21 protein-coding genes and 1 pseudogene are annotated in these 23,648 nt (G+C 62.4%); 19 read left to right on the forward strand and 3 right to left on the reverse strand.

Annotation, left to right across the window (positions count from 1 at the left end):
- The first annotated feature begins 15 nt into the window (after positions 1-15).
- The 14 genes from G539_RS0110950 (at position 16) to G539_RS0111010 (ending at position 15,198) form a co-directional block, all read left to right on the forward strand.
- Complete coding sequence (locus G539_RS0110950) at positions 16-996, forward strand: efflux RND transporter periplasmic adaptor subunit (RefSeq protein ID WP_029075245.1); 981 nt, start codon at positions 16-18, stop codon at positions 994-996.
- Positions 993-4,193 carry an efflux RND transporter permease subunit gene (locus G539_RS0110955; RefSeq protein ID WP_029075246.1) on the forward strand — a complete coding sequence of 1,067 codons (3,201 nt, stop codon included), beginning with the start codon at positions 993-995 and terminating at the stop codon, positions 4,191-4,193. Before G539_RS0110950 ends, G539_RS0110955 begins: the two co-directional genes overlap by 4 nt.
- Positions 4,194-4,313: 120 nt before the next feature.
- Positions 4,314-4,877: a TetR/AcrR family transcriptional regulator gene (locus G539_RS0110960; RefSeq protein ID WP_425402352.1), complete on the forward strand. Its 564-nt coding sequence runs from the start codon at positions 4,314-4,316 to the stop codon at positions 4,875-4,877.
- A gap of 118 nt (positions 4,878-4,995) precedes the next feature.
- On the forward strand, positions 4,996-6,189 hold the full coding sequence (locus tag G539_RS0110965; RefSeq protein WP_029075248.1) for an efflux RND transporter periplasmic adaptor subunit: 1,194 nt from the start codon (positions 4,996-4,998) through the stop codon (positions 6,187-6,189).
- A complete protein-coding gene (locus G539_RS0110970) occupies positions 6,186-7,388 on the forward strand; it encodes an ABC transporter permease (RefSeq protein ID WP_029075249.1) in 1,203 nt (400 codons plus the stop codon). The genes G539_RS0110965 and G539_RS0110970 overlap by 4 nt, the downstream gene beginning before the upstream one ends.
- Position 7,389: 1 nt before the next feature.
- Entirely contained in the window at positions 7,390-8,106 is a 717-nt protein-coding gene (locus tag G539_RS0110975) for an ABC transporter ATP-binding protein (RefSeq protein WP_029075250.1), read from the forward strand.
- Between the two features lie 139 nt (positions 8,107-8,245).
- Complete coding sequence (locus tag G539_RS24415) at positions 8,246-8,563, forward strand: PepSY domain-containing protein (protein WP_035830969.1); 318 nt, start codon at positions 8,246-8,248, stop codon at positions 8,561-8,563.
- Positions 8,564-8,876: 313 nt separating this feature from the next.
- Positions 8,877-9,572, forward strand: coding sequence for a VIT1/CCC1 transporter family protein (locus G539_RS0110985; RefSeq protein ID WP_029075251.1), 696 nt, complete (start codon positions 8,877-8,879; stop codon positions 9,570-9,572).
- Positions 9,573-9,574: 2 nt separating this feature from the next.
- Positions 9,575-11,554 (forward strand): heavy metal translocating P-type ATPase, encoded by a 1,980-nt coding sequence (locus tag G539_RS24420; RefSeq protein WP_084639938.1) that lies wholly within the window; start codon positions 9,575-9,577, stop codon positions 11,552-11,554.
- Between the two features lie 214 nt (positions 11,555-11,768).
- Positions 11,769-12,365, forward strand: a complete 597-nt coding sequence (locus tag G539_RS24425; RefSeq protein ID WP_051231290.1) for a DUF6448 family protein — start codon at positions 11,769-11,771, stop codon at positions 12,363-12,365.
- A 42-nt stretch (positions 12,366-12,407) separates the two neighbouring features.
- Positions 12,408-12,890, forward strand: a complete 483-nt coding sequence (gene lepB / locus G539_RS26690; RefSeq protein WP_084639939.1) for a signal peptidase I — start codon at positions 12,408-12,410, stop codon at positions 12,888-12,890.
- 187 nt (positions 12,891-13,077) lie between these two features.
- Entirely contained in the window at positions 13,078-14,436 is a 1,359-nt protein-coding gene (locus tag G539_RS0111000; RefSeq protein WP_029075252.1) for an MBL fold metallo-hydrolase RNA specificity domain-containing protein, read from the forward strand.
- A 99-nt stretch (positions 14,437-14,535) separates the two neighbouring features.
- On the forward strand, positions 14,536-14,922 hold the full coding sequence (locus G539_RS0111005; RefSeq protein ID WP_029075253.1) for a hypothetical protein: 387 nt from the start codon (positions 14,536-14,538) through the stop codon (positions 14,920-14,922).
- Between the two features lie 36 nt (positions 14,923-14,958).
- Complete coding sequence (locus G539_RS0111010; protein WP_023513018.1) at positions 14,959-15,198, forward strand: HP1242/YdcH family protein; 240 nt, start codon at positions 14,959-14,961, stop codon at positions 15,196-15,198.
- A 158-nt stretch (positions 15,199-15,356) separates the two neighbouring features.
- Here the strand turns inward: G539_RS0111010 and G539_RS0111015 are convergent, their stop codons facing one another.
- Genes G539_RS0111015 through G539_RS0111025 form a run of 3 tightly spaced genes read right to left on the reverse strand, consistent with a single transcriptional unit; the run spans position 15,357 to position 18,652 of the window.
- Positions 15,357-16,622 carry an MgtC/SapB family protein gene (locus tag G539_RS0111015; protein WP_029075254.1) on the reverse strand — a complete coding sequence of 422 codons (1,266 nt, stop codon included), beginning with the start codon at positions 16,620-16,622 and terminating at the stop codon, positions 15,357-15,359.
- An 18-nt stretch (positions 16,623-16,640) separates the two neighbouring features.
- On the reverse strand, positions 16,641-17,996 hold the full coding sequence (locus G539_RS0111020) for an ATP-binding protein (protein ID WP_029075255.1): 1,356 nt from the start codon (positions 17,994-17,996) through the stop codon (positions 16,641-16,643).
- Positions 17,993-18,652, reverse strand: coding sequence for a response regulator transcription factor (locus tag G539_RS0111025; protein ID WP_029075256.1), 660 nt, complete (start codon positions 18,650-18,652; stop codon positions 17,993-17,995). Before G539_RS0111025 ends, G539_RS0111020 begins: the two co-directional genes overlap by 4 nt.
- Positions 18,653-18,756: 104 nt before the next feature.
- Here G539_RS0111025 and G539_RS24430 point away from each other — a divergent pair, with 104 nt between their 5' ends.
- The 5 genes and pseudogenes from G539_RS24430 to G539_RS24435 all read left to right on the forward strand — a co-directional run.
- A complete protein-coding gene (locus G539_RS24430; RefSeq protein WP_051231291.1) occupies positions 18,757-19,194 on the forward strand; it encodes a PepSY domain-containing protein in 438 nt (145 codons plus the stop codon).
- A 54-nt stretch (positions 19,195-19,248) separates the two neighbouring features.
- The gene (locus G539_RS0111035; protein ID WP_029075257.1) at positions 19,249-19,764 is read left to right on the forward strand and encodes a cytochrome b; all 516 of its coding nucleotides are present in this window, start codon (positions 19,249-19,251) and stop codon (positions 19,762-19,764) included.
- A gap of 266 nt (positions 19,765-20,030) precedes the next feature.
- Positions 20,031-20,498, forward strand: coding sequence for a DUF2271 domain-containing protein (locus G539_RS0111040; protein WP_029075258.1), 468 nt, complete (start codon positions 20,031-20,033; stop codon positions 20,496-20,498).
- A 12-nt stretch (positions 20,499-20,510) separates the two neighbouring features.
- A complete protein-coding gene (locus G539_RS0111045) occupies positions 20,511-22,718 on the forward strand; it encodes a PepSY domain-containing protein (RefSeq protein WP_029075259.1) in 2,208 nt (735 codons plus the stop codon).
- Positions 22,699-23,646 (forward strand): annotated as a pseudogene (locus tag G539_RS24435) (FAD:protein FMN transferase); the annotation flags it as partial. The gene G539_RS0111045 and the pseudogene G539_RS24435, both read left to right, overlap by 20 nt.
- Positions 23,647-23,648 lie beyond the last annotated feature (2 nt).

Here is a 23,648-nt window from a genome sequence, read left to right on the forward strand (position 1 = left end):
TACCCTCGAGCGGCAATGCTCGCCCTGATCGTGGCTTTGACGAGCCATGGCGCATACGCTGCCGACTTCATCGTGAAAACGACGACTGTTCCGAACATGAAGGCCGTGTTCGGGCAGGTTGAAAGCCGTATCGTGCTGCCGGCGCGGGTTCGCACCGGCGGCTCGGTGCGCGAACTGCGCGTCAGCCAGGGGGATGAGGTCAAGGAAGGCGACGCCATCGCCGTCATCGTCGATGACAAGCTCTCGCTCCAGCTCGACGCCGCCCAAGCCAAAATCGATGCTCTCAGTTCTCAACTCGACAATACCAAACTGCAGCTCGAGCGGGCGCAGCAATTGAGGGCAAGCGGCGCCGGTACGCAAGCCAGTCTCGATCAGGCCAGAATGCAGTTCGAGGTGGCGACCAATCAGGTCGTGGCGGCTCGGGCCGACAAGACCGTTATCGAGCAAAGCACTCGGGAAGGCACTGTTGTCGCGCCCGCCACAGGCCGTGTCCTGACCGTGCCGGTGACGCTCGGCTCGGTCGTCCTGCCGGGCGAGGAAATCGCGCGCATTGCTCCTGGCCCCTACTATCTGCGTCTTTCTCTGCCGGAGCGCCATGCGGCCGATATCGTGCAGGGAGCAAATGTCACAGTCGGCGAGCGCGGCCTGAAACGGTCGCCGGATCAATCCGAAACGAGGCTTCCGGGTCGAATCGTCAAGGTCTATCCGGAAATCGTCGATGGACGTGTCACCGCCGATGTCGAGGTCGCCGGCATCGGCGATTACTTCGTCAATGAGAGGACCCTCGTATCCATCCCGGTCGGCAAACGCTCCGTGCTTGCTGTGCCGCCGGAAGCGGTGCGGACGCTGCATGGGATCGACTATGTACGTGTCGCTGGAATAGGGGGCGCGATCGATGTGGCCGTCATCATCGGCGAGCGCTTCGAAGATGACGGCCAGCCCCGCATCGAAATCCTCACCGGCCTTCATGACGGCGATCGGATCGTGCTGCCATGACGCCGCCAAGACTTGCTCTCGGTCTGGCCGGTGGCTTGACCCGTGCCTTCATTGGCTCGCCGCTAACGCCGCTCTTCTTGCTGGCCGCCTTCGTCCTGGGGCTGGTTGCACTGGTATCGTTGCCGCGCGAGGAGGAGCCGCAGATCTCGGTGCCGATGGTCGATATCCGCGTACAGGCGAACGGCTTGAAGACCGAGGATGCGGTCAAGCTCGTAACCGAACCGCTCGAGACCATCGTCAAAGCGATCGACGGCGTCGAACACGTCTATTCCCAGACCGAGGATGATGGTGCGCTCGTCACGGCGCGGTTCAAGGTCGGCACCAATGCCGATGCCGCGATCCTGCGGGTGCATGAGAAGGTCCGGGCGAACATGGACCGCATCCCCGTCGGCATTCCCGATCCGCTGATCGTAGGACGCGGGATCGACGATGTGGCGATCGTCGTCGTTACGCTGCGGCCAACACAAGGGAGCGCCGGGCACTGGACCGCCAACGGGCTGACAAGGCTGGCGCGCGAGCTGCAGGTCGAGGTCGCCAAGCTGCCTGATATCGGCCTCACCTATATCGTTGGCGAGCAGCCCGAGCAGTTCGAAGTCGAGCCAGATCCGGAAAAGCTCTCGCTCTATGGCATCACCCTTCAGCAACTCGCCGCCAAGATCGAGGGGGCAAACCGTTCCTTCCGCGTCGGCACGGTGCGCGAAGGCGGCCAGCAGCGCGCGATTGTTGCCGGGCAGACGCTGCAGGAGCTCTCCGAAATTGGCAACATCCTTCTCACCGCGCGCGACGGCAGGCCCGTCTATGTGCGCGATGTCGCAAAAACGGTCCTTGCCACCTCGCCGGCGGAGGCCCGTGTCACTGATGTCCGTTCGACAGCAGATGGGCTGCAAAGGGTTCCGGCGGTTTCTCTTGCGATCGCCAAGAGGCCAGGCACCAATGCCGTGGTCATTGCCGACGATATCGTAAAGCGTCTGGAGCAGACCCGCGGCCAGATCTTTCCGAAGGATGTCGAGATGACGGTCACGCGCGATTACGGCGAGACCGCCAACGAGAAGGCGAACGAGCTTCTGTTCCATCTTGGGCTCGCAACCGTCTCGATCGTCCTCCTGGTCGCCATTGCCATCGGCTTGCGCGAGGCGATGGTGGTCGCGGTCGTCATTCCGATCACCATCCTGCTCACGCTCTTCGCGTCCTGGCTCATGGGCTATACGCTGAACCGTGTCAGCCTGTTCGCCCTGATCTTTTCGATCGGCATCCTGGTCGACGACGCCATCGTCGTCATCGAGAACATCGCCCGCCACTGGGCCATGCAGGACGGCCGATCGCGCAGCGCGGCCGCTGTCGACGCCGTTGCCGAGGTCGGCAACCCGACCATCGTGGCCACGCTGACCGTCGTAGCTGCGCTCCTTCCGATGTTGTTCGTGTCGGGGATGATGGGACCCTATATGAGCCCGATCCCGGCGAACGCTTCGGCAGCGATGCTGTTCTCTTTCTTCGTCGCGGTGATCCTTACGCCCTGGCTGATGATGAAGCTCGGCCGGAAGGAGGCAGTGGGCGGACACGCTCATGCGGCGGCCGATGGAGGGCGTCTCGGCAGAATCTACGCGATGGTCGCGCGGCCTGTCCTGCGGAGCCGCGCCCGGGCCTGGGCGTTCCTCCTGGTCGTCGGCATGGCCACGATCGCGTCGCTTGGCCTTCTCTACACCAAGCACGTCACGGTCAAGCTGCTGCCCTTCGACAACAAGACCAACCTTCAAGTAATCGTCGACCTGCCCAAGGGCTCTTCGGTCGAGGATACGGACCGGACATTGCAGCAAATGGTGGAGCGGCTGGGCGACATGCCGGAGATCGTATCCTTCCAGACCTATGCCGGAACAGCGTCGCCCTTCGACTTCAACGGACTGGTGCGGCACTACTACCTGCGCGCAGAACCGCAGCAGGGCGACATTGTCGTCAATCTTCTACCCAAAGGCGTGCGCGGCCGTGCGAGCCATGCGATCGCTCTTGATATTCGCAAGCGCATCGAGGGCCTTGCGTTGCCGCAGGGCACAGTAGCGAAAGTGGTGGAACCGCCGCCTGGCCCGCCTGTGCTGGGGACGCTGCTGGCTGAGATATACGGACCGGACGCCGAGACGCGTCGTGCCGTCGCCGGAAAAGTGCGCGAGGCCTTCAAGAGCGTGCCCTTCATTGTCGACGTCGACGACAGCTACCACAATCAGCCGCAGCGCATGCGCGTCGCGATCGATCAAGACAATCTCGAATATTATCGGGTCGAGCAGTCCGACGTCTATGACACGTTGCGTTATCTCCATGGCGGCACCACGGTCGGCTATTCGCATCGCGGCGGTGGCCGTCAGCCGATCCCGATCCGCATCGCCCTGCCGAAGGGTGAGAAGGTCATTGACGAACGCGCGCTCACCACGCCCGTTCCGGCCAACGCGCTGCCCGGCGGCCGGGGTGTCGTCGAACTCGGCGACGTCGTGTCGGTCTCCGAGCAGCCGGCATCGTATCCTGTGTTCCGGCACAATGGCCGAGCGGCGGAGATGGTCATGGCCGAGCTTGCCGGTGCCTACGAGGCGCCGATCTACGGCATGCTCGCCGTCAACGATGCGATTTCCAAGGCGGATTGGGGCAATGTTCCGAAGCCGGTGATCGCGCTGCACGGCCAGCCCGATGACGAAACCCGCCCGACCCTGCTGTGGGATGGAGAGTGGGAAGTGACATGGGTCACCTTCCGCGACATGGGCGCGGCGTTTATGGTGGCGATCCTCGGCATCTATATCCTTGTGGTCGCGCAGTTCGGCTCGTTCAAGCTTCCACTGGTCATCCTGACGCCGATCCCGCTCACCTTCATCGGCATCATGCTCGGGCATTGGCTGTTCGCGGCGCCGTTCACCGCGACCTCGATGATCGGGTTTATCGCGCTTGCCGGCATCATCGTGCGCAATTCGATCCTGCTGGTGGATTTCATCCGCCATTCCGGGGGGCAGGGCAGGCCAATGGTCGATGTACTGCTTGAGGCCGGCTCCGTCCGCTTCAAGCCGATCCTGCTGACCGCGCTCGCCGCGATGATCGGCGCGGGCGTGATCCTGACCGACCCGATTTTCCAGGGGCTCGCCATCGCGCTGCTGTTCGGTCTCGTCTCCTCGACGCTTCTCACGGTGCTCGTCATTCCGGCGATCTATGTGGCGCTGAAATGATCGGCGCTTGCATAGCCTCTTGAAAAATGGTCTAAATTGTAAGATAGTAATTAATTACTATCTTTGGGGTAACCGCTGATGCCGCGCTCGACCAACCTCTCAGCTCCGGAACGACGCAGGGTGACCGTCGAGACCGTCATCGATCTGGCGGCCGAACAAAACCCTGCGGACATTACGACCGGAGCGATCGCGCAGCGCATGGGTGTGACACAAGGCGCCCTGTTCAGGCACTTCCCATCGAAGGACGCCATTCTTCAGGCGGTTATGGAGTGGGTAGCGGAGCGCCTTCTGGCGCGCATCGACAAGGCCACGTCCGCGACGTCCTCTCCGATTGACGCACTGGAAGCGGCATTCTTCGCGCATATCGAGTTCATCATGGAACATCCCGGTGTGCCCAGGATGCTGTTCGGCGAACTGCAGCGCGCGGAGCAGACCCTTGCCAAGCAAATGGCGCATACTTTGATCCAACGCTACGGCGAGCGTCTCGGGCGGCTCATCGCGGACGGCAAGGAGCAGGGTGAATTCGCCGACACGCTGGATGACAAGGCCGCCGTAGCGCTCTTTATCGGGGCGATCCAGGGTCTTGTCATGCAATCCCTGCTAGTTGGCGATGTTGCGCAGATACGTGCAATCGCCCCAGGTGTTTTTGCGTTGTATCGGCGCGCTGTCGAGGTGCCGAGATGATCGATCGGCATTCCTCGGCGACGAAATCTCCCGTTCGCTCGATCAAGGCGACGTCAGCAAGGCGCGTCACCCCCATCGCAGATCATTCAATGACGCAGATTTACCTGGAGGCAGGTCGATGAAACTGCCTTCATTGCAGCGCCGCACACTGCTGCTCATTGGCGTTGGAGCTGTGACCGCGGCCTTGTTTGGCTATGTGGTCTTGCGCTCCGGCCCTCTCGCGCCGGTGTCCGTTACGACTGCCGTCGTTGAAGCCCGTTCGATTTCACCGGCGTTGTTCGGCATTGGCACTGTCGAAGCGCGTTTCTCCTACAAGATCGGCCCCACCAGCGCGGGACGTATCGGCAGGATTCTTGTTGACGTGGGTGATCAGGTTCGATCCGGCCAGACCCTGGCCGAAATGGACCCGGTAGACCTTGATGCCCGCATCGCGGCACTTGAAGCGGCGATCGGCCGAGCGGAAGCGTCGATCAAAGTCGCCGAAGCGCAGGTGGTCGATACCAGGACGCGCAAGGATTACGCACTTGCTCAGGCGAAGCGGTATGAAGAACTCTGGAAGACCCGCGCCGTGAGTGAGGTCGCAGTCGAAACGAAGCGGCAAGAGAGCGAGGTGGCGCAGGCCGCTCTCTCGGCCGCTCAGTCCAATCTTCTCGCTTCGCAGCAGGATCTCCATCGTAACCGCGCCGACCGTGACGGTCTGGTCAAGCAGCGGGAGAACCTGGTTCTGCTTGCGCCGGTAGACGGTGTCGTTTCTGCAAGAAAAGCGGAGCCGGGAACGACCGTGGTCGCGGGCCAATCGGTGGTGGAAATGATCGATCCAAAAAATCTCTGGATCAATGCCAGGTTCGATCAGATTGCCGCGACGGGCTTGCGGCGGGATTTGTCCGCCACGATCGCGTTGCGCTCACGCGCCGGCGAAGGATTACCGGGAAGCGTTGCACGGGTGGAAGTCCTTGCAGATGCGGTGACGGAAGAAAATCTTGCAAAGGTGAACTTCGACACGCTTCCCGTGCCGCTGCCCTCAATTGGCGAGTTGGCCGAAGTATCGGTCGCCCTGCCCGAGATCGCCGCCTCGCCGACCATTCCGAATGCCGCGATCCAGAACGTCGGCGGCAAATTGGGTGTCTGGAAGATCGAAGGTGGGAAGATCCGGTTTACGGCAGTCCAATTGGGCGCTGCCGACCTGGAAGGAACCGTGCAGGTTACGAAGGGTCTGAAAATTGGCGACGAGATTGTCGTCTACAGCGCCTCGAAATTGCTCAGCACGAGCCGCATTCGTGTCGCTGACAATCCGGCGGAGCTCCTCAAATGATCAGTCTTGCCGGACGCGACATTTTGCATTCCTGGGGGAAGTTTGTCTTCACGGGTGTCGGTCTGGGTCTGCTGATCGGTGTGACCTTCACCATGGCAGGCGTCTATCGGGGGATGGTCGATGACGGCAAGGTGCTGCTCGACAATAGTGGCGCCGATATGTGGGTTGTCCAGCAGAACACGCTCGGTCCGTACGCCGAGTCCTCGAGCATTAACGATGACATTTACCGCATGATCCTGGCGATCCCCGGAGTCGAGCGAGCGGCCAACGTGACTTATCTTACGATGCAGGTCCGCAAAGGTACCTCCGACGTGCGATCCATGGTGGTGGGCGTTGCGCCAGGGGACATGGCGACACCTGGCCGACCGCCCTTCCTTGTCGCCGGGCGGCACATCACGCGCAGCCACTACGAGGCGGTTGCCGATGTCGCCACTGGTTTTTCTCTGGGAGACAGGATCGTTGTCCGAAGGAACCATTTTACCGTTGTGGGTTTGACGCGACGGACGGTGTCGTCGGGCGGCGACCCGATGGTCTTCATCCCGCTGAAGGACGCGCAGGAAGCGCAATTCCTCAAGGACAACGACTCCATTGTCCGTCAGCGTCGGCGCACCAGCGAGAATCCCGAGTTCAATCGGCCGGGCGTTCCCGGCTTGCTGGACGCCATCATCGCCTCGCAAAACAGCAACCCTTATGTGAATGCCGTTCTGGTGCGCACCAAACCGGGATACGACCAGGACCGGATCGCGACAGACATCGCACGGTGGAAGCGGCTGACGGTCTATACGCGCCCGCAGATGGAGGAGATCCTGGTCGGCAAGCTGATCGCCACCTCGGCCAAGCAGATTGGCATGTTCCTGGCGATCCTTGCCGTTGTCAGCGCAGCGATCGTCGCTTTCATTATCTACACCCTGACAATGGACAAGATACGCGAGATCGCGGTGCTGAAGCTGATCGGTACCCGCAATCGCACGATCGCGTCGATGATCCTGCAGCAGGCGATCGTGCTTGGGCTGATCGGCTTCGTCGTTGGCAAGATTACAGCGACCTTTGCAGCGCCATTGTTCCCAAAGTTTGTCCTTCTTCTTTCCGCCGATACGATCGTCGGCGTTATCGCCGTCATCGCCATATGCGCGCTCGCCAGCATCGTCGCGATCCGGATGGCGTTGAAGGTCGACCCTGCCGAGGCGATCGGTGGCTGAGATGGGCGGCGGGATCCTGATCGAGAAAATCCGGAAGCGATATGGCAGCGGCTCCACCGCCGTCGATGCTCTCAAAGACGTCAATATGCGGGTCGCGCCCGGCGAGGTCGTCGGTTTGATTGGACCGTCGGGTTCTGGAAAGAGTACCTTGCTCAAAGCTCTGGGGGCGGTCATCGACCCGAGCGGTGGACGCATGACTCTCGGCGACGAGCTGATCTATGACGATGGATGGAAGATCCGCGATCTGCGCGCGTTGAGGCGCGACAAGATCGGCTTTGTCTTCCAGGCGCCTTACCTCATTCCCTTTTTGGACGTGACCGACAATGTCGCCCTGCTTCCCATGCTTGCCGGCATCCCAAATCATGAATCACGCCAGCGCGCGCGAGAGCTTCTAAAAGCACTCGATGTCGAGCACCGAGCCGATGCGATGCCATCGCAGCTCTCCGGCGGCGAGCAACAGCGCGTTGCCATCGCGCGCGGATTGGTCAACCGGCCGCCTGTCATTCTTGCCGACGAGCCGACCGCCCCACTCGACAGTGCGCGCGCGTTGACCGTGATCCGGATCCTCAACGACATGGCTGTCAAATTCGGAACGGCGATCATCGTCGTCACGCACGACGAAAAGATCATCCCCACCTTCAGGCGCATCTACCACATCCGCGACGGGGTCACCCACGAAGAAGCAGGCGAAGGGCGCGGCTTCGACGCAGGCCCGTGAGAACGATTATCTTTCCGCTGCAACGATGGCGGTGTTTGCTGACCGGAAGCTGACGACAATTCCTACCGATCTTCAGTAGCCCGTCAGTCCCTCTGTGCATGATTTCCTCCATCGACAACACAGCCCAGGAGCATAAATCATGAGAAAGACATTGGCAGTGCTTGCATTGCTCGCGACGCTTCCGGCAACGGCCGCGTTTGCTGGAGAAGTGTGCGAGGTTCCGCCTCAGAAGAGGCAATCCTTCGAAGCTCTCGGGAAGCTTGCAGGCGACTTCGGATGGACCATCGACAAGATGAAGATCGATGATGGTTGCTACGAACTTCGGGTCACTGACACCAGCGGAAACGTCCTCAAGGTGAAGATCGATCCCGCAACGCTCGAGGTCGTCGATGGCAGCGTCAAGCGCTTCGGCGATGGCAGGGCCGTCGGCACGTCGCTGGAGACGGAAACGGACTAGCGGCGGTTGCGCAGCAAGTCGGCTTGGCCTCGAAGCTCTTCATCGAGGTACATCGATGGGCGATGCCGGGTCGCCCGGCGGGCGAGCGATCTTGGTGTTGATCGCAGACCCTCCGGGCCCCGGTCATCGCTCAACGGCCGGGGGCCGTAAAAGACGAAAGGGGTTCCAATGGCCGATCGTATCTTGAATCAATCTCGAATTAGAATAATTCTAAACTGATAGCCTTCTGCATTTTCCCACCATCACGGAACGAGGTTGCGTCGACGCGGCATCGTTCCCGTTGCACACACGATCACTGCCCGGAGCACTATCCATGCGCGCCCTTCACAAGGAAAATCATCTCATCGAACGCATAGGCTGGCTTCGGGCGGCTGTACTGGGCGCCAATGACGGCCTGATCTCGACGTCGAGCCTGATCGTCGGTGTCGCCGCGGCGACCAACGCCTCGCATGAGATTCTTGTGGCCGGTGTTGCCGGACTCGTAGCCGGGGCGATGTCGATGGCGGCGGGCGAATATGTGTCCGTCAGCTCGCAGGCCGATACCGAGGAAGCCGACATGGCGCGGGAGCGTCACGAGCTGGCGACGCAGCCGGAGGCCGAACTGGCCGAGCTCGCCGCGATCTACGAGCAGCGCGGCGTGGCCCCGGATCTGGCCCGGCAGGTTGCCGAACAGATGATGGCGAAGGATGCCTTCGAAGCCCATGCGCGGGACGAACTTGGATTGGCGAGCCATGTGATGGCGAGACCGGTTCAAGCCGCGCTGACCTCGGCGGTCACGTTTGCGGCGGGTGCGGCTTTGCCGTTGATCGTCGCCCTGCTTGCGCCGGCCGGAACGGCTGCATGGACCGTATCCCTTGCTTGCCTCATCGGTCTTGCCATCCTCGGTGCGATCGGGGCTCGCGCCGGTGGCGCCAGCATCTGGAAACCGACCATCCGGGTGGTGTTCTGGGGCGCGGTCGCGATGGCCTCGACCGCATTGATCGGCTCCTTGATCGGCCGGGCGGTGTGACGATGAAACGCGTGTCGTTCGATTTCCAGACCGTCATGTCGGCAATTGCGGTCCTCGGGATGATGCTGGCCGTCGCCGGGACCTGGCCGCCGGCGGAAGGCCTTTCCATTCTAAGATCTCCCGGTCTGGCGATGGTCTATTTGGCCGGAGGGCTTCCGGCCACCTGGAGCGCCCTGACGGCGTTGTGGCGCGATCATATCCTAGACATCGATCTGCTGATGGTCGTCGCGGCCGTTGCGGCGGCCATCGTCGGGGCGCCGTTCGAAGGCGCGGTGCTGCTGACGTTGTTCAGCGTGTCGACCACGCTCGAACATCAGGCTTTGGGACGCGCACGCCGGGCTGTTGAGGCGCTCATGGCGCTCCGGCCGGAGACGGCTTTCCGCAAAAGGGACGATGGCACCGTCGTGGAGGTTCCCGCTGCGGAGCTTGCCGTCGGCGATGTGGTGGTGCTGCGTCCGGGCGCACGTGTGCCGACCGACGGTGTGATCCTGCATGGCCGCAGCGGCATCGACGAGGCCAACATCACCGGTGAATCCATGCCGGTCTCGAAGGAGCCGGGCGACCAGGTCTTCGAGGCGACAGTCAATCTTGACGGGGTCCTTGACATGACCGTCACCAGGACGGTCGGCGACAGCACGATCGCGCGCATGATCCAGCTCGTCACCGAGGCTCAGGAAGCGAAGGCGCCATCCGAGCGCTTCAGCGCGTGGTTCGGCCAGCGTTATACCGTCGGCGTCCTGCTGGGCTCCGCTCTGGCCCTTGCGGTCTTCTATTGGCTTGGCCGCGACTGGGAGCAGGCCCTCTACAAGGCCGCGACGCTGCTGGTCGCCGCCAGTCCCTGCGCGATCGTCATATCGGTCCCGGCTGCGATCCTGTCGGCGCTCTCTGCCGCGGCGCGAGGCGGCGTGCTGTTCAAGGGGGGCGGTGCGCTCGAAATGCTCGCCGCTGTCGATACCTTCGCGTTCGACAAGACCGGGACCCTGACCAATGGACGTGCAGAGGTCACGCGCATTGTCGCCCTGGATGGTGAGGATCGCCGTTTCCTTTCGCTTCTTGCCGGACTGGAAGCGCATTCCGAGCATCACATCGCTGCCGCCATCCGTCGTGAGGCCCTGGTTCATGGCGTTGAGCCGGCAGTGGTCGTGGACGTGACGTCGCATCCGAGCGCCGGCATCGTCGGCTACGATGCCTTCGGCCCGATATGGGCCGGTAACGCTCACCTCGTCGAGGACATGGGCGCCTCCGTCGATGATCCGGCGTTCCGGGAACTCGCCGACAGTTCTCAGACCGTGGTCTATCTCGGGCGCGGTGCGACCGTTCTGGGGGCGGTCAGTGTTGCGGACGAAGCAAGAGCCAGCTCAGCCCCAGCGCTGGCCGCGCTTCGCACCGGTGGCGTCAACCGCATCGTCATGATGACCGGCGACCGCAGGCCGGTGGCGTTGCGCATCGGCGCGGAGCTCGGCCTTGCTCCCGACGAGGTTCATGCCGAGATGCTGCCGCAGGACAAGGTGCTCCAGGTCGGCGACCTCGCGCGTGATGGCAAGGTCGCTTTCGTCGGCGATGGCGTCAACGATGCCGCCGCATTGGCTCGCGCCGACGTCGGCATCGCGATGGGAGCGGCGGGGTCGGACGTCGCACTGCAGGCCGCCGACGTCGCCCTGTTGTCGGAAGACATGAAGAAGCTGGCCGATGCGCACCGGCTGGCACGGCGGACGGCCGTCATCATCCAACAGAATCTCGTCGTCGCGATCGGCGCCATGCTGCTGCTTGTGACTGGCGGTCTGTTCTTCGACCTGCCGCTTCCGCTCGCGGTGATCGGACACGAAGGCGGTACCGTTCTGGTTGTGATGAACGGTTTGCGCCTTTTGTCCGACAAGATCCGCAGCGGTGATGGAAGTGCTGCCGTTCAACGCCGGCCCGATCCTCCATCTTCTGACAGCGAGGCGCTTCGAACTCGGGCCGCATCGCCCACCTCGCCATGAACAGGTCCGGCGTGGAATGCTCGACGCCAGTTCGATTGCGGCCCCCGGGCTCACCGCCAATTGAAGGAGCGGACCGAGATACACCTTCCGATTAGTGCGTCTGGCGGCGGGCGCTCGCCGCAATTGTTTTATATCCCCTTCCACATTTGATCTACGACAACGTTGCTCGAAACGAGCTTGCATAGATTTGAGAACGCAATAGGAGACCTCAACCATGTACTTGCTGATCGTCATGCTAGTGGCGTTGGCTGCTTTTGCGGCTGTTGTTTTTTATCCTCGAAGAGTCAGCGCTCATTGCGACACTATGGACGGACCGACTGTCAAGGATGGAAAGCTGGCACTGGAGCGCAATGATCTCAACTATGCACTGAAGTGGATTGCGGCCGACGATACCGAAGAGTTGCGCAAGATTTTTGCCCAGAGCATCAAGGTGCGCGCGCTTGGACCAGATGCTGAGGATTTGGCTGACCGGTTCTTCCTGGAGAGCCTAGTAAGAATCCACCGCGCCGGCGAAGGCGCTCCCTTCGAGGGCCTGAAGCCCTCCGGCACGCCTGTCGATGAGAAGATCGTCGTAGCCGATAAGTGTGTAGAGACTGGGGTCCTAGGCCCGTTGATTGAGCTAGTCGCTCCTAACGCCGTCGATGAGTTGAAGCATCGGTTTGCAAAAGTGATGAGCCTCAAAAACTACGATCCTGACGACGTGGACGGCGGGCGCGCTTATGTTCAGGCATATGTAAGTTTTTTCAAGTTCGCGGAGGGTGAGGATCATGATCATCATAGACACGATGTTCATGGGTTACATCATCATTAGGCCGGTCGGCTCGCAGGCGCACTGTTGCCATCGCTATCCGCCGTGAGCACGACGATTGTCGTTGGGTTCGCCCTCATGCTCGGCGCCATCCTTGGTGCCACAGTACATCGCTGGATCTTCTTTGTTATAAGGATCCAATCTTGGTCAATGTGTCCGACGCTGATGCCGGGTCAATTCGCGCTGGTCACCCGTGTATATAGCGAAAGGTCGATTGCGCGGGGACACATTGTTGTTGCCGCTTCAGATGAGCTCGGCTTGATGATCATCAAGAGGGTTATCGGTACACCCGGAGACGTAATCGACATTGATGGAAGCGGTCGTATCAAGGTCAATAATCTTGTTCTCGTTGAACCTTATATCGAAACGTGGGCGGGGCCGGCTGGCACCTTCATCGTTCCGCCACAGCATGTTCTCCTGTTGGGTGATAATCGATCCCAGTCCATCGATAGCCGGCAGTGGCAGCGACCATTCCTCCCCGTGACAGCAATTCGAGGGCGTCTGGTTTTCAAAACTCGCCGTTGCTGAAGTCAGAAACCACCCGCTCCGCCAGGCTCTGCTGTAGATACCTACCGGAGGAACGCCTAACGCACCAACAGCTCACTTTCTCCCGCATCCGGAGGGCATGGCTCAGTTCAAAGAGGGGGCTTTCGGGCCGCAAATTGCAGGCGAAATCTTTTATTTTGGACATGGCCGAGATTTTGAAAGGTCGCAAATGTTAACATTAACTTCACTCGGCGCAGCAGGAACCGTAACCGGGTCGAAACATCTCCTGACACACGACGGCCACCGCATCCTTATCGACTGCGGGCTGTTCCAGGGGCTCAAGAACCTGCGTGAGTTGAATTGGGAGAAGCTTCCGGTTCATCCGGGGGCGATCGACGCGGTCATCCTGACGCACGCTCATCTCGACCATTCCGGATACCTGCCCCGACTCGTCAGGGACGGTTTTCGTGGCAGCATCTACGCAACGGAGGCGACGCGGGACGTTGCCGAGTTGATTCTAATGGACAGTGCCTTTCTGCAGGAGAAAGACGCCGAGTTCCTGAACAGACATCACCTGTCGAAGCATACCCCCGCCTTGCCCCTCTATGGTGCGCAAGACGCACGGCGGGCCATTGAGCAATTTTCGATCGTGCCATTTGGCAAGACTATTTCTCTGCCCAATGGCCTGACGCTGCGCTTCCGACACGCCGGCCACATCCTAGGCGCCGCGCACGCCGAGATTCATTGGGGCGGCCGCAGCCTGGTTTTCTCAGGTGACATCGGGCGCTACGACGATGCGCTGTTTCCCGATCCCGTATCAGATGGGGAGCCCGACTATATCATGGTCGAATCAACCTATGGCGATCGGGTCCATCCGGCGGAGGATCCGGCCGAGGCGCTCGGCGCGATCGCGGAACGCACCGTGAAGCGTGGCGGCACGCTCGTGATACCGGCCTTTGCCGTCGGCCGGGCCCAACAGCTTCTCTACTATTTCTGGAGACTGAAGCGGGCAGGGCGCATCGCCTCCACGCCAATCTTCCTCGATAGCCCAATGGCTATCGACGCAACAGAGATGATGTGCCGACACCCGCGCGAACATAAACTCGACCATGCGACATGCCGGGAAGCCTTCGGTATCGCCCAGTATACCAACGATGTTGAGGCTTCGAAGGCAATCACGGCGAACCGATACCCGAAGATCGTCATCGCTGCCTCCGGCATGGCGACGGGAGGGCGCGTGTTGCACCATCTCAAGACATTTGGCCCCGATCCGAGATGCACGATCCTGCTTTCCGGTTTCCAGGCTCCCGGAACACGCGGGCGTACGCTGGAGCAAGGGGCGAAGGACCTCAAAATCCATGGCAATTGGGTGCCGATCAATGCAGAGGTCGCACAACTGGACATGCTCTCGGCTCATGCCGACAGCAATGAGCTGATGCGTTGGCTCTCTGGCTTCAAGCGCGCGCCCCGGCGTGTGTTCATTGTCCACGGCGAGCCGGAAGCTTCCGAGGCGCTCCGTGTCCGGATCGAGCGCGAACTGCGCTGGCCGAGTGTGGTGCCACGGCAGAACCAGGAGTTTCACCTGTAGCGGCCGGCGTTGGATGACGGGTGCCTCGATCTCACTTGCGCCAGATCAAGAAAGTTCCTTTGCCAATGGCGTATCAGGGGGAAAATGAAGGATCGGATCGTGGTCAAGGCACAAGAACTACCCTCGAGTTTCCGCCATGTGCGTTTGGCTCTCGCACGCGGCAAAGATCATCCGGAGGGAGATCGGGAAGAAGGCTATGATCTTCTGGTTCCGCTCAACCACGAAGGGTTCCTTGATCCGCTCGAATGGAAGAAATCTCGGGACGCCTGTCGCGTCCGACATTTCCGGGATGGTGAGACGGTCCGCATCGGGCTGTTGCGGCGCAAGCCCGGCGGGCAGTGGTATTTCGATTACGAGCCGGGTGATCGGGACGACGAGATCGGTTTCCGCCTGGCCGAGGAGTGCTTCCGTCTTGGCGAATACATCTCGGTCGGGCGGGAAGGCGCGTTTGTCACCTATCAGGTCGCGCGCGTCGAAAAGCCCTGACGCCGGGGCGAAATTGCAGAAAAAGGAGAAAGAACCTTGTCGAATACACCTCACACTCTTGGCGACGAATTCCCAGACCAGATGGACGCCATTCATGCCCTGAAGGCGAAAAGCCCGGAGTTTGCGCATGTTTTGACGGAATATGACGCGGTGAACGACAAGATTCATCGGTCCGAGACACGTCTCGACGCCATTTCCGAAGCAGCCGAGGCCGATCTGCGCCGCCAGCGGCTGATGTTAAAAGACAAGATCGTGGCATCGCTCCGCAACGCGTGAGGGGACAGCGCGGCCGCGCTTGGCTGCCCCGCTTGCATTACCCGATTTCGGGGAGATCTGCGACGCCACTCTCCCCGAAACCGTCGCTTACAGCCGACCAGACCGGCCCATTAAGGCCCAAGTGTGGCCGCATGCCCGGCCGCAATCTCCCCTTCAATTCACGAACGGCCAAGATACAGAGACGCTGCCATGCCGGCCGCAAGGCCGAGCACGCTAAGGGCGCCGACGGGCCCGCCGATCCTTGAGCCTCCGACCCATGCCGCCATCACGGCTTTGACAAGTGTATTCATGGCCACGGCGATCAGGATCGCATCTGCCGCAAGACCGGGCTCGATCGAATGCGACGCCAGGCGGGCCATGGAGATCGAAATCGCATCCACATCGGCGATGCCCGAAGCGGCGGCTGTCACCAGGACGCCGGCATTTCCGAATGACTGTTGAAGCAGATGCGACACCACCATGACCACGGTGATGAGCGTCCCCATTTTCAGGGCAGGCACCAATTCCAGCGGGTTGGTGATCGTAAGGCCCAGCTGCTCAGAAGAGTCGCGACTCTGCATTAGTAGGAGCCCGGCGCCGATGGCGAGCACGCCACCGCCGATGAGCAACGGCCATTTGAGATGCGGAATCAAGCTTGGGTTCAAGGCCGTCGCCACGACTGCAACGCGGATGATCATGGTCAAGCCGGAAAGAAGCACGCCGCAGGAAAGCAGCGTGCTGGACTCCGGGTGCCGGCGGGCAAGCCTTGCCAGGGTCAAGGTCGTCGCTGTCGAAGAGGCGAGGCCGCCAGCAATTGCCGTCATCAGGACGCCAAGGCGGTCCCCAAACACGCGGACGGCGACGTAGCCGGCGAAGGAGACCGCGGCGATCAGGATGGTCAGCAACCAGATCTCATATGGATTGACGGTGCCCCAGGGATCGACCGGCCTGTTCGGCAGGATTGGCAGCATGAGAAAGGTCATGGCCAGAAGCGTCAGGCCCGACCGGATCTCATTCCAGCTCAGCGATGCGACCCAACGATGCAACGGCTCGCGCAGGGCAAGCAGCACAGCCGTGGCAACAGCCCCGGCGATGGCGGCTGCAAGGTCGCCGACGACGGCAAGCGTTCCCAACAGGAACGTGGCTATGCCGGCGATGACGGATGTCGCGCTGTAATTTCGTTCGGCCCGCGCTTCGAGCCAGTGGTAGGAGGCGAATGCCGCGGTGAACCCGAGGAAGACAAGACCGATCACAAGGCCTGAGTCGAATTGCCGGGCCAAAGCGCCGGTAATGCCGCCAGTGAGACCGGTCAGCGCGAACGTTCGTAGACCTGCCGCGCGCTGATGGTCTTCCTCGTTGCGGGTATGCCATCCACGCTCCAGGCCGATCAGCAGACCGATCGAAAGAGATACCGCAAGGCGGCTGAGCAGGGCGTCAGTGTCCATAGTCTCCGGAGTTGCCTTTCAGCATCTGGCATCGAATGTTGATGATGATTTGTCTATGAAGAACCTTGCCTCAAACCCGTCAATTCTGCCGCTCGCGGGAGATTGGAGTTCTATCCGTCCATTTGTTCCGGCAGCGATGGTCCGGGCGATGGCGAGTCCGAGGCCGGCCCCCCGCACCAGGGCCTGACCGCGCTCGAAGGGCTCGCTCAGCCGCGCAAGCACTGCGGGAGGCACGACCGGGCCGGCGTTCGTGACGCGCAGACAGCCGTCTGCCGACAAGGTGACGGCGACTGGCTCGTCCCGCACGCCATATTTGAGGGCGTTTTCGATCAGGTTCCGGGCCAGGATGGCGAAGGCGTCGGCGTCGATGCTTGAGAATACCGGAGCGTCTGGCAGCGTCAGGTCGATGCGCCCTGCCATCTCGACCTGCCCGTCGAATTCGCTCACGACCATCCGCAGGATGGCGCCGATGTCGACAGGCACTTCAGCGAAAAGGCGTCCCCCCTCGGCTCTCGCCAGTTGCATGAGTTTCTCGGTGAGGCGAGAAAGGCGCCGCAGGGCGGTCTGCATATCCTCGGCGCGCTCGCGCGTGGCGGTGTCCGGCGCTTGCGCGATCATGCGTTGCGCCTGTGCCAGTGCTGCCGCCACCGGTGTCCGCAGCTCATGGGCCGATTTGGCCGCCAAGCTGCGCTCGGCCTGCAAGGTGCGCGTTAATCGGTCGAGGAGGTGATTGACTGCTTTGGCGACGGGGCCAATCTCGGAAGGCAGGTCCTCCGCGTCGATGGGTGTCAGATCACCGCCGCCGCGCGCCTCGATCTGCGAGCGGAAGGTTCGAACCGGGGTCATGGACAGCCGGACAATGACCCAGATGCCGATCAAGCCGAGTGGGACAATGACGGCCAGCGGCAGGCTCAGCCCGAGCAACAATCGTCCGGCGGTTATCCGGCGATGCGACAGGGGCTCCGCGATGGTGATGGTCAGGTTCTGCTGGAGGGTCGCGTCGGAGTAGAGGCGGTGCGTCGGCGTCGTGGCAAAGCCCATCCCGGAAAACGGCGGGAATGCAGCGAGGTCGGCGCTGTGCGATCGCAGCAGAACCTTGTCTGACGCATCGCGCACGACATAGGTGAAATACTCATCATGCTGGCGGAGCGTGGCAACGCGCTGTTCGGTGTCATCGGCATCGCGCCCGATGATCTCGATCGCCGCAAGCGGCAGGATGCGTTGCGCCGTCTCTTCAAGGGCGCTGTCGAACACCTCGTCCATTTCATGGCGCAGCATCTGCGCGGTCACGACTGCGGCAAGCGCCCACAACACGGTTAGCCCCAGCCCCAGCCATAGCGAGAGCCGCCATTGCAGGCTCCTGGGCCGCATCATCTTGCTATTCCAAGACGATACCCGATGCCCCGCACTGTATCGATCGCGCCGTGGCCGAGCTTCTTGCGCAGTCTGCTGACGTGAACCTCGATCGTATTGCTCTCGACCTCTGCGCCGAACGCATAGAGCCGGTCTTCGAGCTGCGCCTTGGTCATCGCGATGCCGGGCCGCTGCAGAAATGCTTCGAACAACGCCCATTCGCGCCCGGTAAGCTCGACCGGGCGCGCACCGTGCATCACGGTCCGGGCGGCGAGATCGATGCGCAGGTCGCCGATCTCAATGAGAGGATTCGGGTTGCCGCTATATCGCCGCGCCACGGCATTCAGCCGCGAGGAGAGTTCAGACAGATCGAACGGCTTGATCATGTAGTCGTCGGCACCGGCATCGAGGCCCGCGATGCGGTCGGAGATCTGGTCGAGCGCCGTCAGGATGATGACCGGTGTCACACTGCCCTCGGCTCGAAGCTTTTTGAGAAAGGCGATGCCCAGTCCGTCCGGGAGCATAAGGTCGAGCAGGATAAGATCGTATGCCGCGCTTTGGAGATGTTCGCGCGCCGCATCGAGCCGTGTCACCCAGTCCACCGAGTGGAGAGCCGCGACCTGCTCGCGCACGGCCTTTCCGAGGATTGCATCGTCTTCGATCAGTAGAACTCTCATCCCAAGGTCACCCGTCTCGCCATCCTCCTGCCTAGCGTCCGATGCTGTCGGTTTGCTGAAGACCGCCCCATCGCTGCTTCAGGCGTTCGTCAGGAGAGCGTGCCATGGTTCCCCCCGAAAGCGCGTTGATCAGGAACAATGAAACGATGAAACATTTGCTGGCCGCGATCCTCGTTCTGGCGTTTTCCGGTCCCGGTATCGCCAAGGCTGACGACGACGATTGCCATGTCTCGATGGATCGATGGAAGCCGCGGGAAGCGGTCGAAACGATGGCCTCCGGTCAAGGCTGGACCGTTGCCAGGATCAAGATCGACGACGGCTGTTACGAAATCCGGGGAACCGACCGGAACGGCCTCACCTTCAAGGCCAAGGTCGATCCGGAAACCCTCGAAATCGTCAAGTTCCGGCACAGGGATCGCGATGACGACCGTCACGGATCGAGGCGTCAGCGGCTGCCGGCCTCGGAGAACGACGCCGCAGGCGGGACATCCTCCAACACCCTGCTCGGGACGACCGTGCGGCCCAAAACCACCATCAAGTAACAATCCCATCTCGCTGTCGCTCAAGCACTGCGACCGTCGCAAGGAGATTCCGCCATGCCTCATGATCCGGCCCGTTATTCCAGAAGCATGATCGTCATCCACTGGCTGACGGCCCTGCTGATCCTCGGGGCCTGGCTGACCTCGACGGGAGGCCGTCATATGGCCGAAAACCCGCCCTTGCTGCATTTCTCGTTCGGGTTGGCCGTGCTCGTCCTGGTGCTTCCGCGCTTGATCCTGCGCCTTGTGGGCGCAACCCCGGACGCGCCGCAGTCCAATGGCCGTCTCGCCCTTGCCGCCAAAGCCGGACATGCGCTGCTGTATCTGTTCCTCATTGCCCTGCCGTTGAGCGGCTGGTACGCCGCCTCGCGCCTCGGTGTTCCCGTTTCCTTCTTCGGCTTCCAGCTTCCGGCGATCACCGAGCGGGTGCAGGGCGCACCGGGCCTGATTGCGGACATTCATGAGAATGCCGGCACGATCATCCTCTACCTCGCCGGACTGCATGCCGCGATGGCGGTCTGGCACCAGTACGTCCTGCGCGACGGGACGTTGCAGCGGATGTCCCCGCGCTAACGCGGCGGCAGAATCACGCGCCCGAGCGGAGCGTGGCTGGCTGCCGACTTGTTCAGTCCCCGGAGCTTTCGCGGCTGGCCTGCCAACAGGCCGGCCGCTGCTCTATCTGCTGTGGACCTGACCGTGTCCGATGCTTCCTGACGAAGTGCTGACGGAAAATCCCGATGACCGTCAGGCAGCTCTCAGGCGGCGTTGCCAGAGTGACGAGGACGGGTCGGCGCTCTGTGACGACCCGGATATCGTTTCCTCGCAGAAGGCAAGCCGACATGAAATCGCTTCTCGCAGCTCTCGCCATGACAACCGCCCTCACGCTGCCGGGCCTTGCCATGGCCCGGCCGGTGACATTGACCACAACGCTGACCAACTATGGCGGCGACGGCGCCTATCTCGCGCTCTATGTCACCGATCCCCAGGGCAAATATGCTGGCACGCTCTGGGTCGCTGGCGGCAAGTCCAAATATTACGAGCATCTATCGGGCTGGTATCGCGCCACTGGCGGCCGCGCCGGTATCGACGGCATTACCGGCGCCAGCGTCGGTGCGGGGCGCACGCTGGAGATCTCGCTCGACCTTGCCGATGCGCTTTTCGACGCAGGTTACACGCTGCATGTCGACGCAGCCGTGGAGGACATGCGTGACAGCCCCAACGAGGTCGCCGTTCCCCTGACCACTGCGGGCGCAAAGGCGTCTGTTCGCGGTCGACGCTACGTTTCGACCGTTGCCTACTCCTTCTAGGCGGTGGACGACATGATCCGTGCCATCCATCGCTGGCCAGGCCTTCTGGCCGCTCTTTTTCTGCTGGTCTTGAGCCTTAGCGGTGCAGCACTCTCGCTGTTTCCCGCCGCCGAACGGTTGTCCGCCCCGCAGGCCGAGGCAGGGCTTTCCGTCGGGACGCTGGCCGGACGTATCCTCGCCATCCACCCTCAAATAGAACAAATACGTCGCGCGCCCTCCGGCAAGATCACCGCCTACTGGTTCGAGGATGGGGTGCCTCAGGCCGCCATCATCGATCCCGCAACAGGGCTGGGTGTCGCCTCCAGCGATCCGAATACCGTCGAGCAGTGGCTTACCGGTCTGCACCGGTCGCTCTTTCTCGGTGACGGCGGGCGTATCGCGGCGGCAGTGGGCGCTGCCGCCATGCTGGTCCTGGCTGTGTCCGGCACCATGCTCGTCGCCCGCAGGGCCGGCGGCTGGCGGCGATGGTTCGCGCCGATACGCGGGCCGCTCGCCGGAAGATTGCATGTCGAGATCGCGCGCGTCGCCGTCGTGGGCCTCGTCTTGTCCTCGGTCACTGCATTGTGGATGACGGCGTCGACATTCGATCTCCTTCCCGACGCGGCCACGTCTCCCGTTGCCCGGATCGAGGCGAGCGGCCGGGCCGGCATGGCCGCATCGCATATGGACCTGCTGAAACGGACACCGGTCACCGAACTGCGCAGCCTGGCGTTTCCCGATCCGGCCGATGCGACGGATGTCTTCACGCTCAAGACCGATCGCGGCACGGGCTATCTGGATCAGGGCACCGGCGTGCTGCTGGCCTGGAGCGACCTGACCGGATGGCAGCGTCTCTCGGAGACCATCTATATGCTGCATACCGGTCGAGGCGCGGCCGCCTTGGGCCTCGTGCTCGGCATGATGGCGCTCGGCGTGCCGGCGATGGCGGGCACCGGCCTCATCCTGTGGCTGGCGGGTCGGCGCGGGCGGCCACGAATTCACGGCAATGTAACGGCTGGACGTGCGGAAACGATCCTGCTTGTCGGCAGCGAGAGCGGCAGCACATGGAGCTTCGCTGCGACACTGCACGCCGCGCTGACGAAGCTCGGGCAGGCGGTTCACACCGCGCCGATGTCGTCATTCGATCCTGAGCGTTACCGGCATGCCCGGCGCGTTCTCATCCTTGCGGCAACCTATGGCGATGGCGATGCGCCCGCTTCGGCGCGGGAGTTCCTCGATCGCCTGCAAGCCCTGCCGGCCGAACCGGCCATTCCAGTGGCCGTGCTCGGCTTCGGTGACCGCAGCTTCCCGGCCTACTGCGCTTTTGCCCAGGTCGTTGCGAGGGCCGCCGAGGCGCGAGGGTGGAGCACGCTCATCCCATACGAAACCGTCGACCGGCAGTCGCCGCAGGATTTTGCCCGTTGGGGACGATCGCTGGGCGAGGCGATGGGGATCGGGCTGGAGCTTGTCCATCGGCCAGCCTTGCCGGCGGCCTCCCCACTGACCCTCGTTTCGCGACGCGAATACGGCGCGGAGGTGCAAGCACCGACAGTGATCCTGCGGTTCGCGCTGCCCAAAGTCCCCTTCTGGCATCGGTTGGCCGGGCGTGGCTTCGGTCGGTTTTCGGCAGGCGATCTTCTCGGCGTGCTGCCCGAGGGCTCGTCCGTTCCCCGGTTCTACTCGCTGGCTTCGGGACGGCGCGACGGCTTCATCGAGATCGTCGTGAAGAAGCATCCGGCGGGGCTCTGTTCCGGGCAGCTCTTCAATCTGGAGCCAGGATGTGCCGTTCGCGCATTCATCCGAACCAATCCCGGCTTCCATGCCGGCAGGAGCAAGACACCGCTCATCCTGATCGGAGCTGGAACAGGAATAGGGCCGCTGGCGGGCTTCGTGCGCGCCAATGCGCGCCGCCGTCCGATCCACCTGTTCTTCGGAATGCGTCATCCTGCCAGTGATTTCCTCTACAAGGACGAACTGACGCGCTGGCATCGCGAAGGACGTCTTCGCCGGCTCGTCGGGGCCTGCTCGCGTGGGCGGATGCCGCGCTATGTCCAGCACGCCCTTCTTGAGGACGCTGCCCAGATCGCGGCCCTGATCCGCGGCGGCGCGAAGGTCATGGTCTGTGGTGGGCGGGATATGGCCGTCGGCGTTTCGACGGCGCTTGCCGAGATTCTCGCGCCGGCCGGATTGACGCCGGCCCTGCTCAAGGCGGAGGGACGCTATGTCGAAGACGTCTACTGATCCGATGAGGCATGCGCTCAACGGACCCACCATGGGAACGCGCTGGTCCGCGCTGTTCTACACAGAGGCAGGGTTCGATCCGGAGCCGGTTCGGCACGCTCTTCAGGCGGAAATGGACGAGGTGGACGCGCAGATGTCTACCTGGAAGCCCGACAGCGCCCTGATGACGTTGAACGCCGGTCCCGTCGGCGACTGGATCGAGGTGCCGGCGCGTCTGGCAGACGTGCTGCGCTTGGCGCTTGAAATCGGTCGTGCGTCCGGCGGGGCTTTCGATATCGGCGTGGGCGATGCTGTCGGCGCCTGGGGTTTTGGCCCGCAAGCGGCCGACCGGGCCCTAATCCAGAAGGCACTCGCGACATCGCGCCAACCCGCCCATGCGGCGCTCGAGCTCAATCCTGTTCACGCGACGGTGCGAAAGCGCGCGCCGATCGCCATCGACCTCAACGGCATTGCCAAGGGATATGGCGTCGACCGGCTGGCCGCGATCCTCGGGCGCTTCAGCATAACTTCTGGCCTCGCGGGAATTGACGGCGAGATGAGGGCGCTCGGTCTGCGTCCCGGCGGTGAGCCTTGGAATATCGCCATTGAAAGTCCCGACACGGCCCGTCGAGCGCCGCACTCCATCCTCGCTTTGCAGGAGGCTGCGGTCGCTACCTCTGGCGATTACCGGCATTGGACTGTCGTGAACGGTCGCCGTCTCTCGCACACCATGGATCCGCGCCGTGGTGCGCCGCTGCTGTCGTCGCCCGCTTCGGTCACGGTCGTCGCGCGAACCTGCGCTGAAGCCGACGCCTGGGCGACCGCGTTGACGGTTCTCGGCCCGACGTCCGGGACCGAGCTTGCCCAGCACCTTGGCCTAGACGTGCTGTTTCTTCTGCGCGACGCCTCGGACGGAGTCAGACCGATAGCGACAGGGCCTCTTTTCTCGGC

Origin of the sequence: Kaistia adipata DSM 17808, from assembly GCF_000423225.1 — a bacterium.
GTDB lineage: Bacteria > Pseudomonadota > Alphaproteobacteria > Rhizobiales > Kaistiaceae > Kaistia > Kaistia adipata.

Bases quoted from the DNA above. Each gene is read 5' to 3' on its own strand.
- G539_RS0110950 (WP_029075245.1), top strand. From the start codon at position 16: ATGCTCGCCCTGATCGTGGCTTTGACGAGCCATGGCGCATACGCTGCC.
- G539_RS0110955 (WP_029075246.1), top strand. From the start codon at position 993: ATGACGCCGCCAAGACTTGCTCTCGGTCTGGCCGGTGGCTTGACCCGT.
- G539_RS0110965 (WP_029075248.1), top strand. From the start codon at position 4,996: ATGAAACTGCCTTCATTGCAGCGCCGCACACTGCTGCTCATTGGCGTT.
- G539_RS0110970 (WP_029075249.1), top strand. From the start codon at position 6,186: ATGATCAGTCTTGCCGGACGCGACATTTTGCATTCCTGGGGGAAGTTT.
- G539_RS0110975 (WP_029075250.1), top strand. From the start codon at position 7,390: ATGGGCGGCGGGATCCTGATCGAGAAAATCCGGAAGCGATATGGCAGC.
- G539_RS24415 (WP_035830969.1), top strand. From the start codon at position 8,246: ATGAGAAAGACATTGGCAGTGCTTGCATTGCTCGCGACGCTTCCGGCA.
- G539_RS0110985 (WP_029075251.1), top strand. From the start codon at position 8,877: ATGCGCGCCCTTCACAAGGAAAATCATCTCATCGAACGCATAGGCTGG.
- G539_RS24420 (WP_084639938.1), top strand. From the start codon at position 9,575: ATGAAACGCGTGTCGTTCGATTTCCAGACCGTCATGTCGGCAATTGCG.
- G539_RS24425 (WP_051231290.1), top strand. From the start codon at position 11,769: ATGTACTTGCTGATCGTCATGCTAGTGGCGTTGGCTGCTTTTGCGGCT.
- G539_RS0111000 (WP_029075252.1), top strand. From the start codon at position 13,078: ATGTTAACATTAACTTCACTCGGCGCAGCAGGAACCGTAACCGGGTCG.
- G539_RS0111015 (WP_029075254.1), bottom strand. From the start codon at position 16,622: ATGGACACTGACGCCCTGCTCAGCCGCCTTGCGGTATCTCTTTCGATC.
- G539_RS0111020 (WP_029075255.1), bottom strand. From the start codon at position 17,996: ATGATGCGGCCCAGGAGCCTGCAATGGCGGCTCTCGCTATGGCTGGGG.
- G539_RS0111025 (WP_029075256.1), bottom strand. From the start codon at position 18,652: ATGAGAGTTCTACTGATCGAAGACGATGCAATCCTCGGAAAGGCCGTG.
- G539_RS24430 (WP_051231291.1), top strand. From the start codon at position 18,757: ATGGTTCCCCCCGAAAGCGCGTTGATCAGGAACAATGAAACGATGAAA.
- G539_RS0111035 (WP_029075257.1), top strand. From the start codon at position 19,249: ATGCCTCATGATCCGGCCCGTTATTCCAGAAGCATGATCGTCATCCAC.
- G539_RS0111040 (WP_029075258.1), top strand. From the start codon at position 20,031: ATGAAATCGCTTCTCGCAGCTCTCGCCATGACAACCGCCCTCACGCTG.
- G539_RS0111045 (WP_029075259.1), top strand. From the start codon at position 20,511: ATGATCCGTGCCATCCATCGCTGGCCAGGCCTTCTGGCCGCTCTTTTT.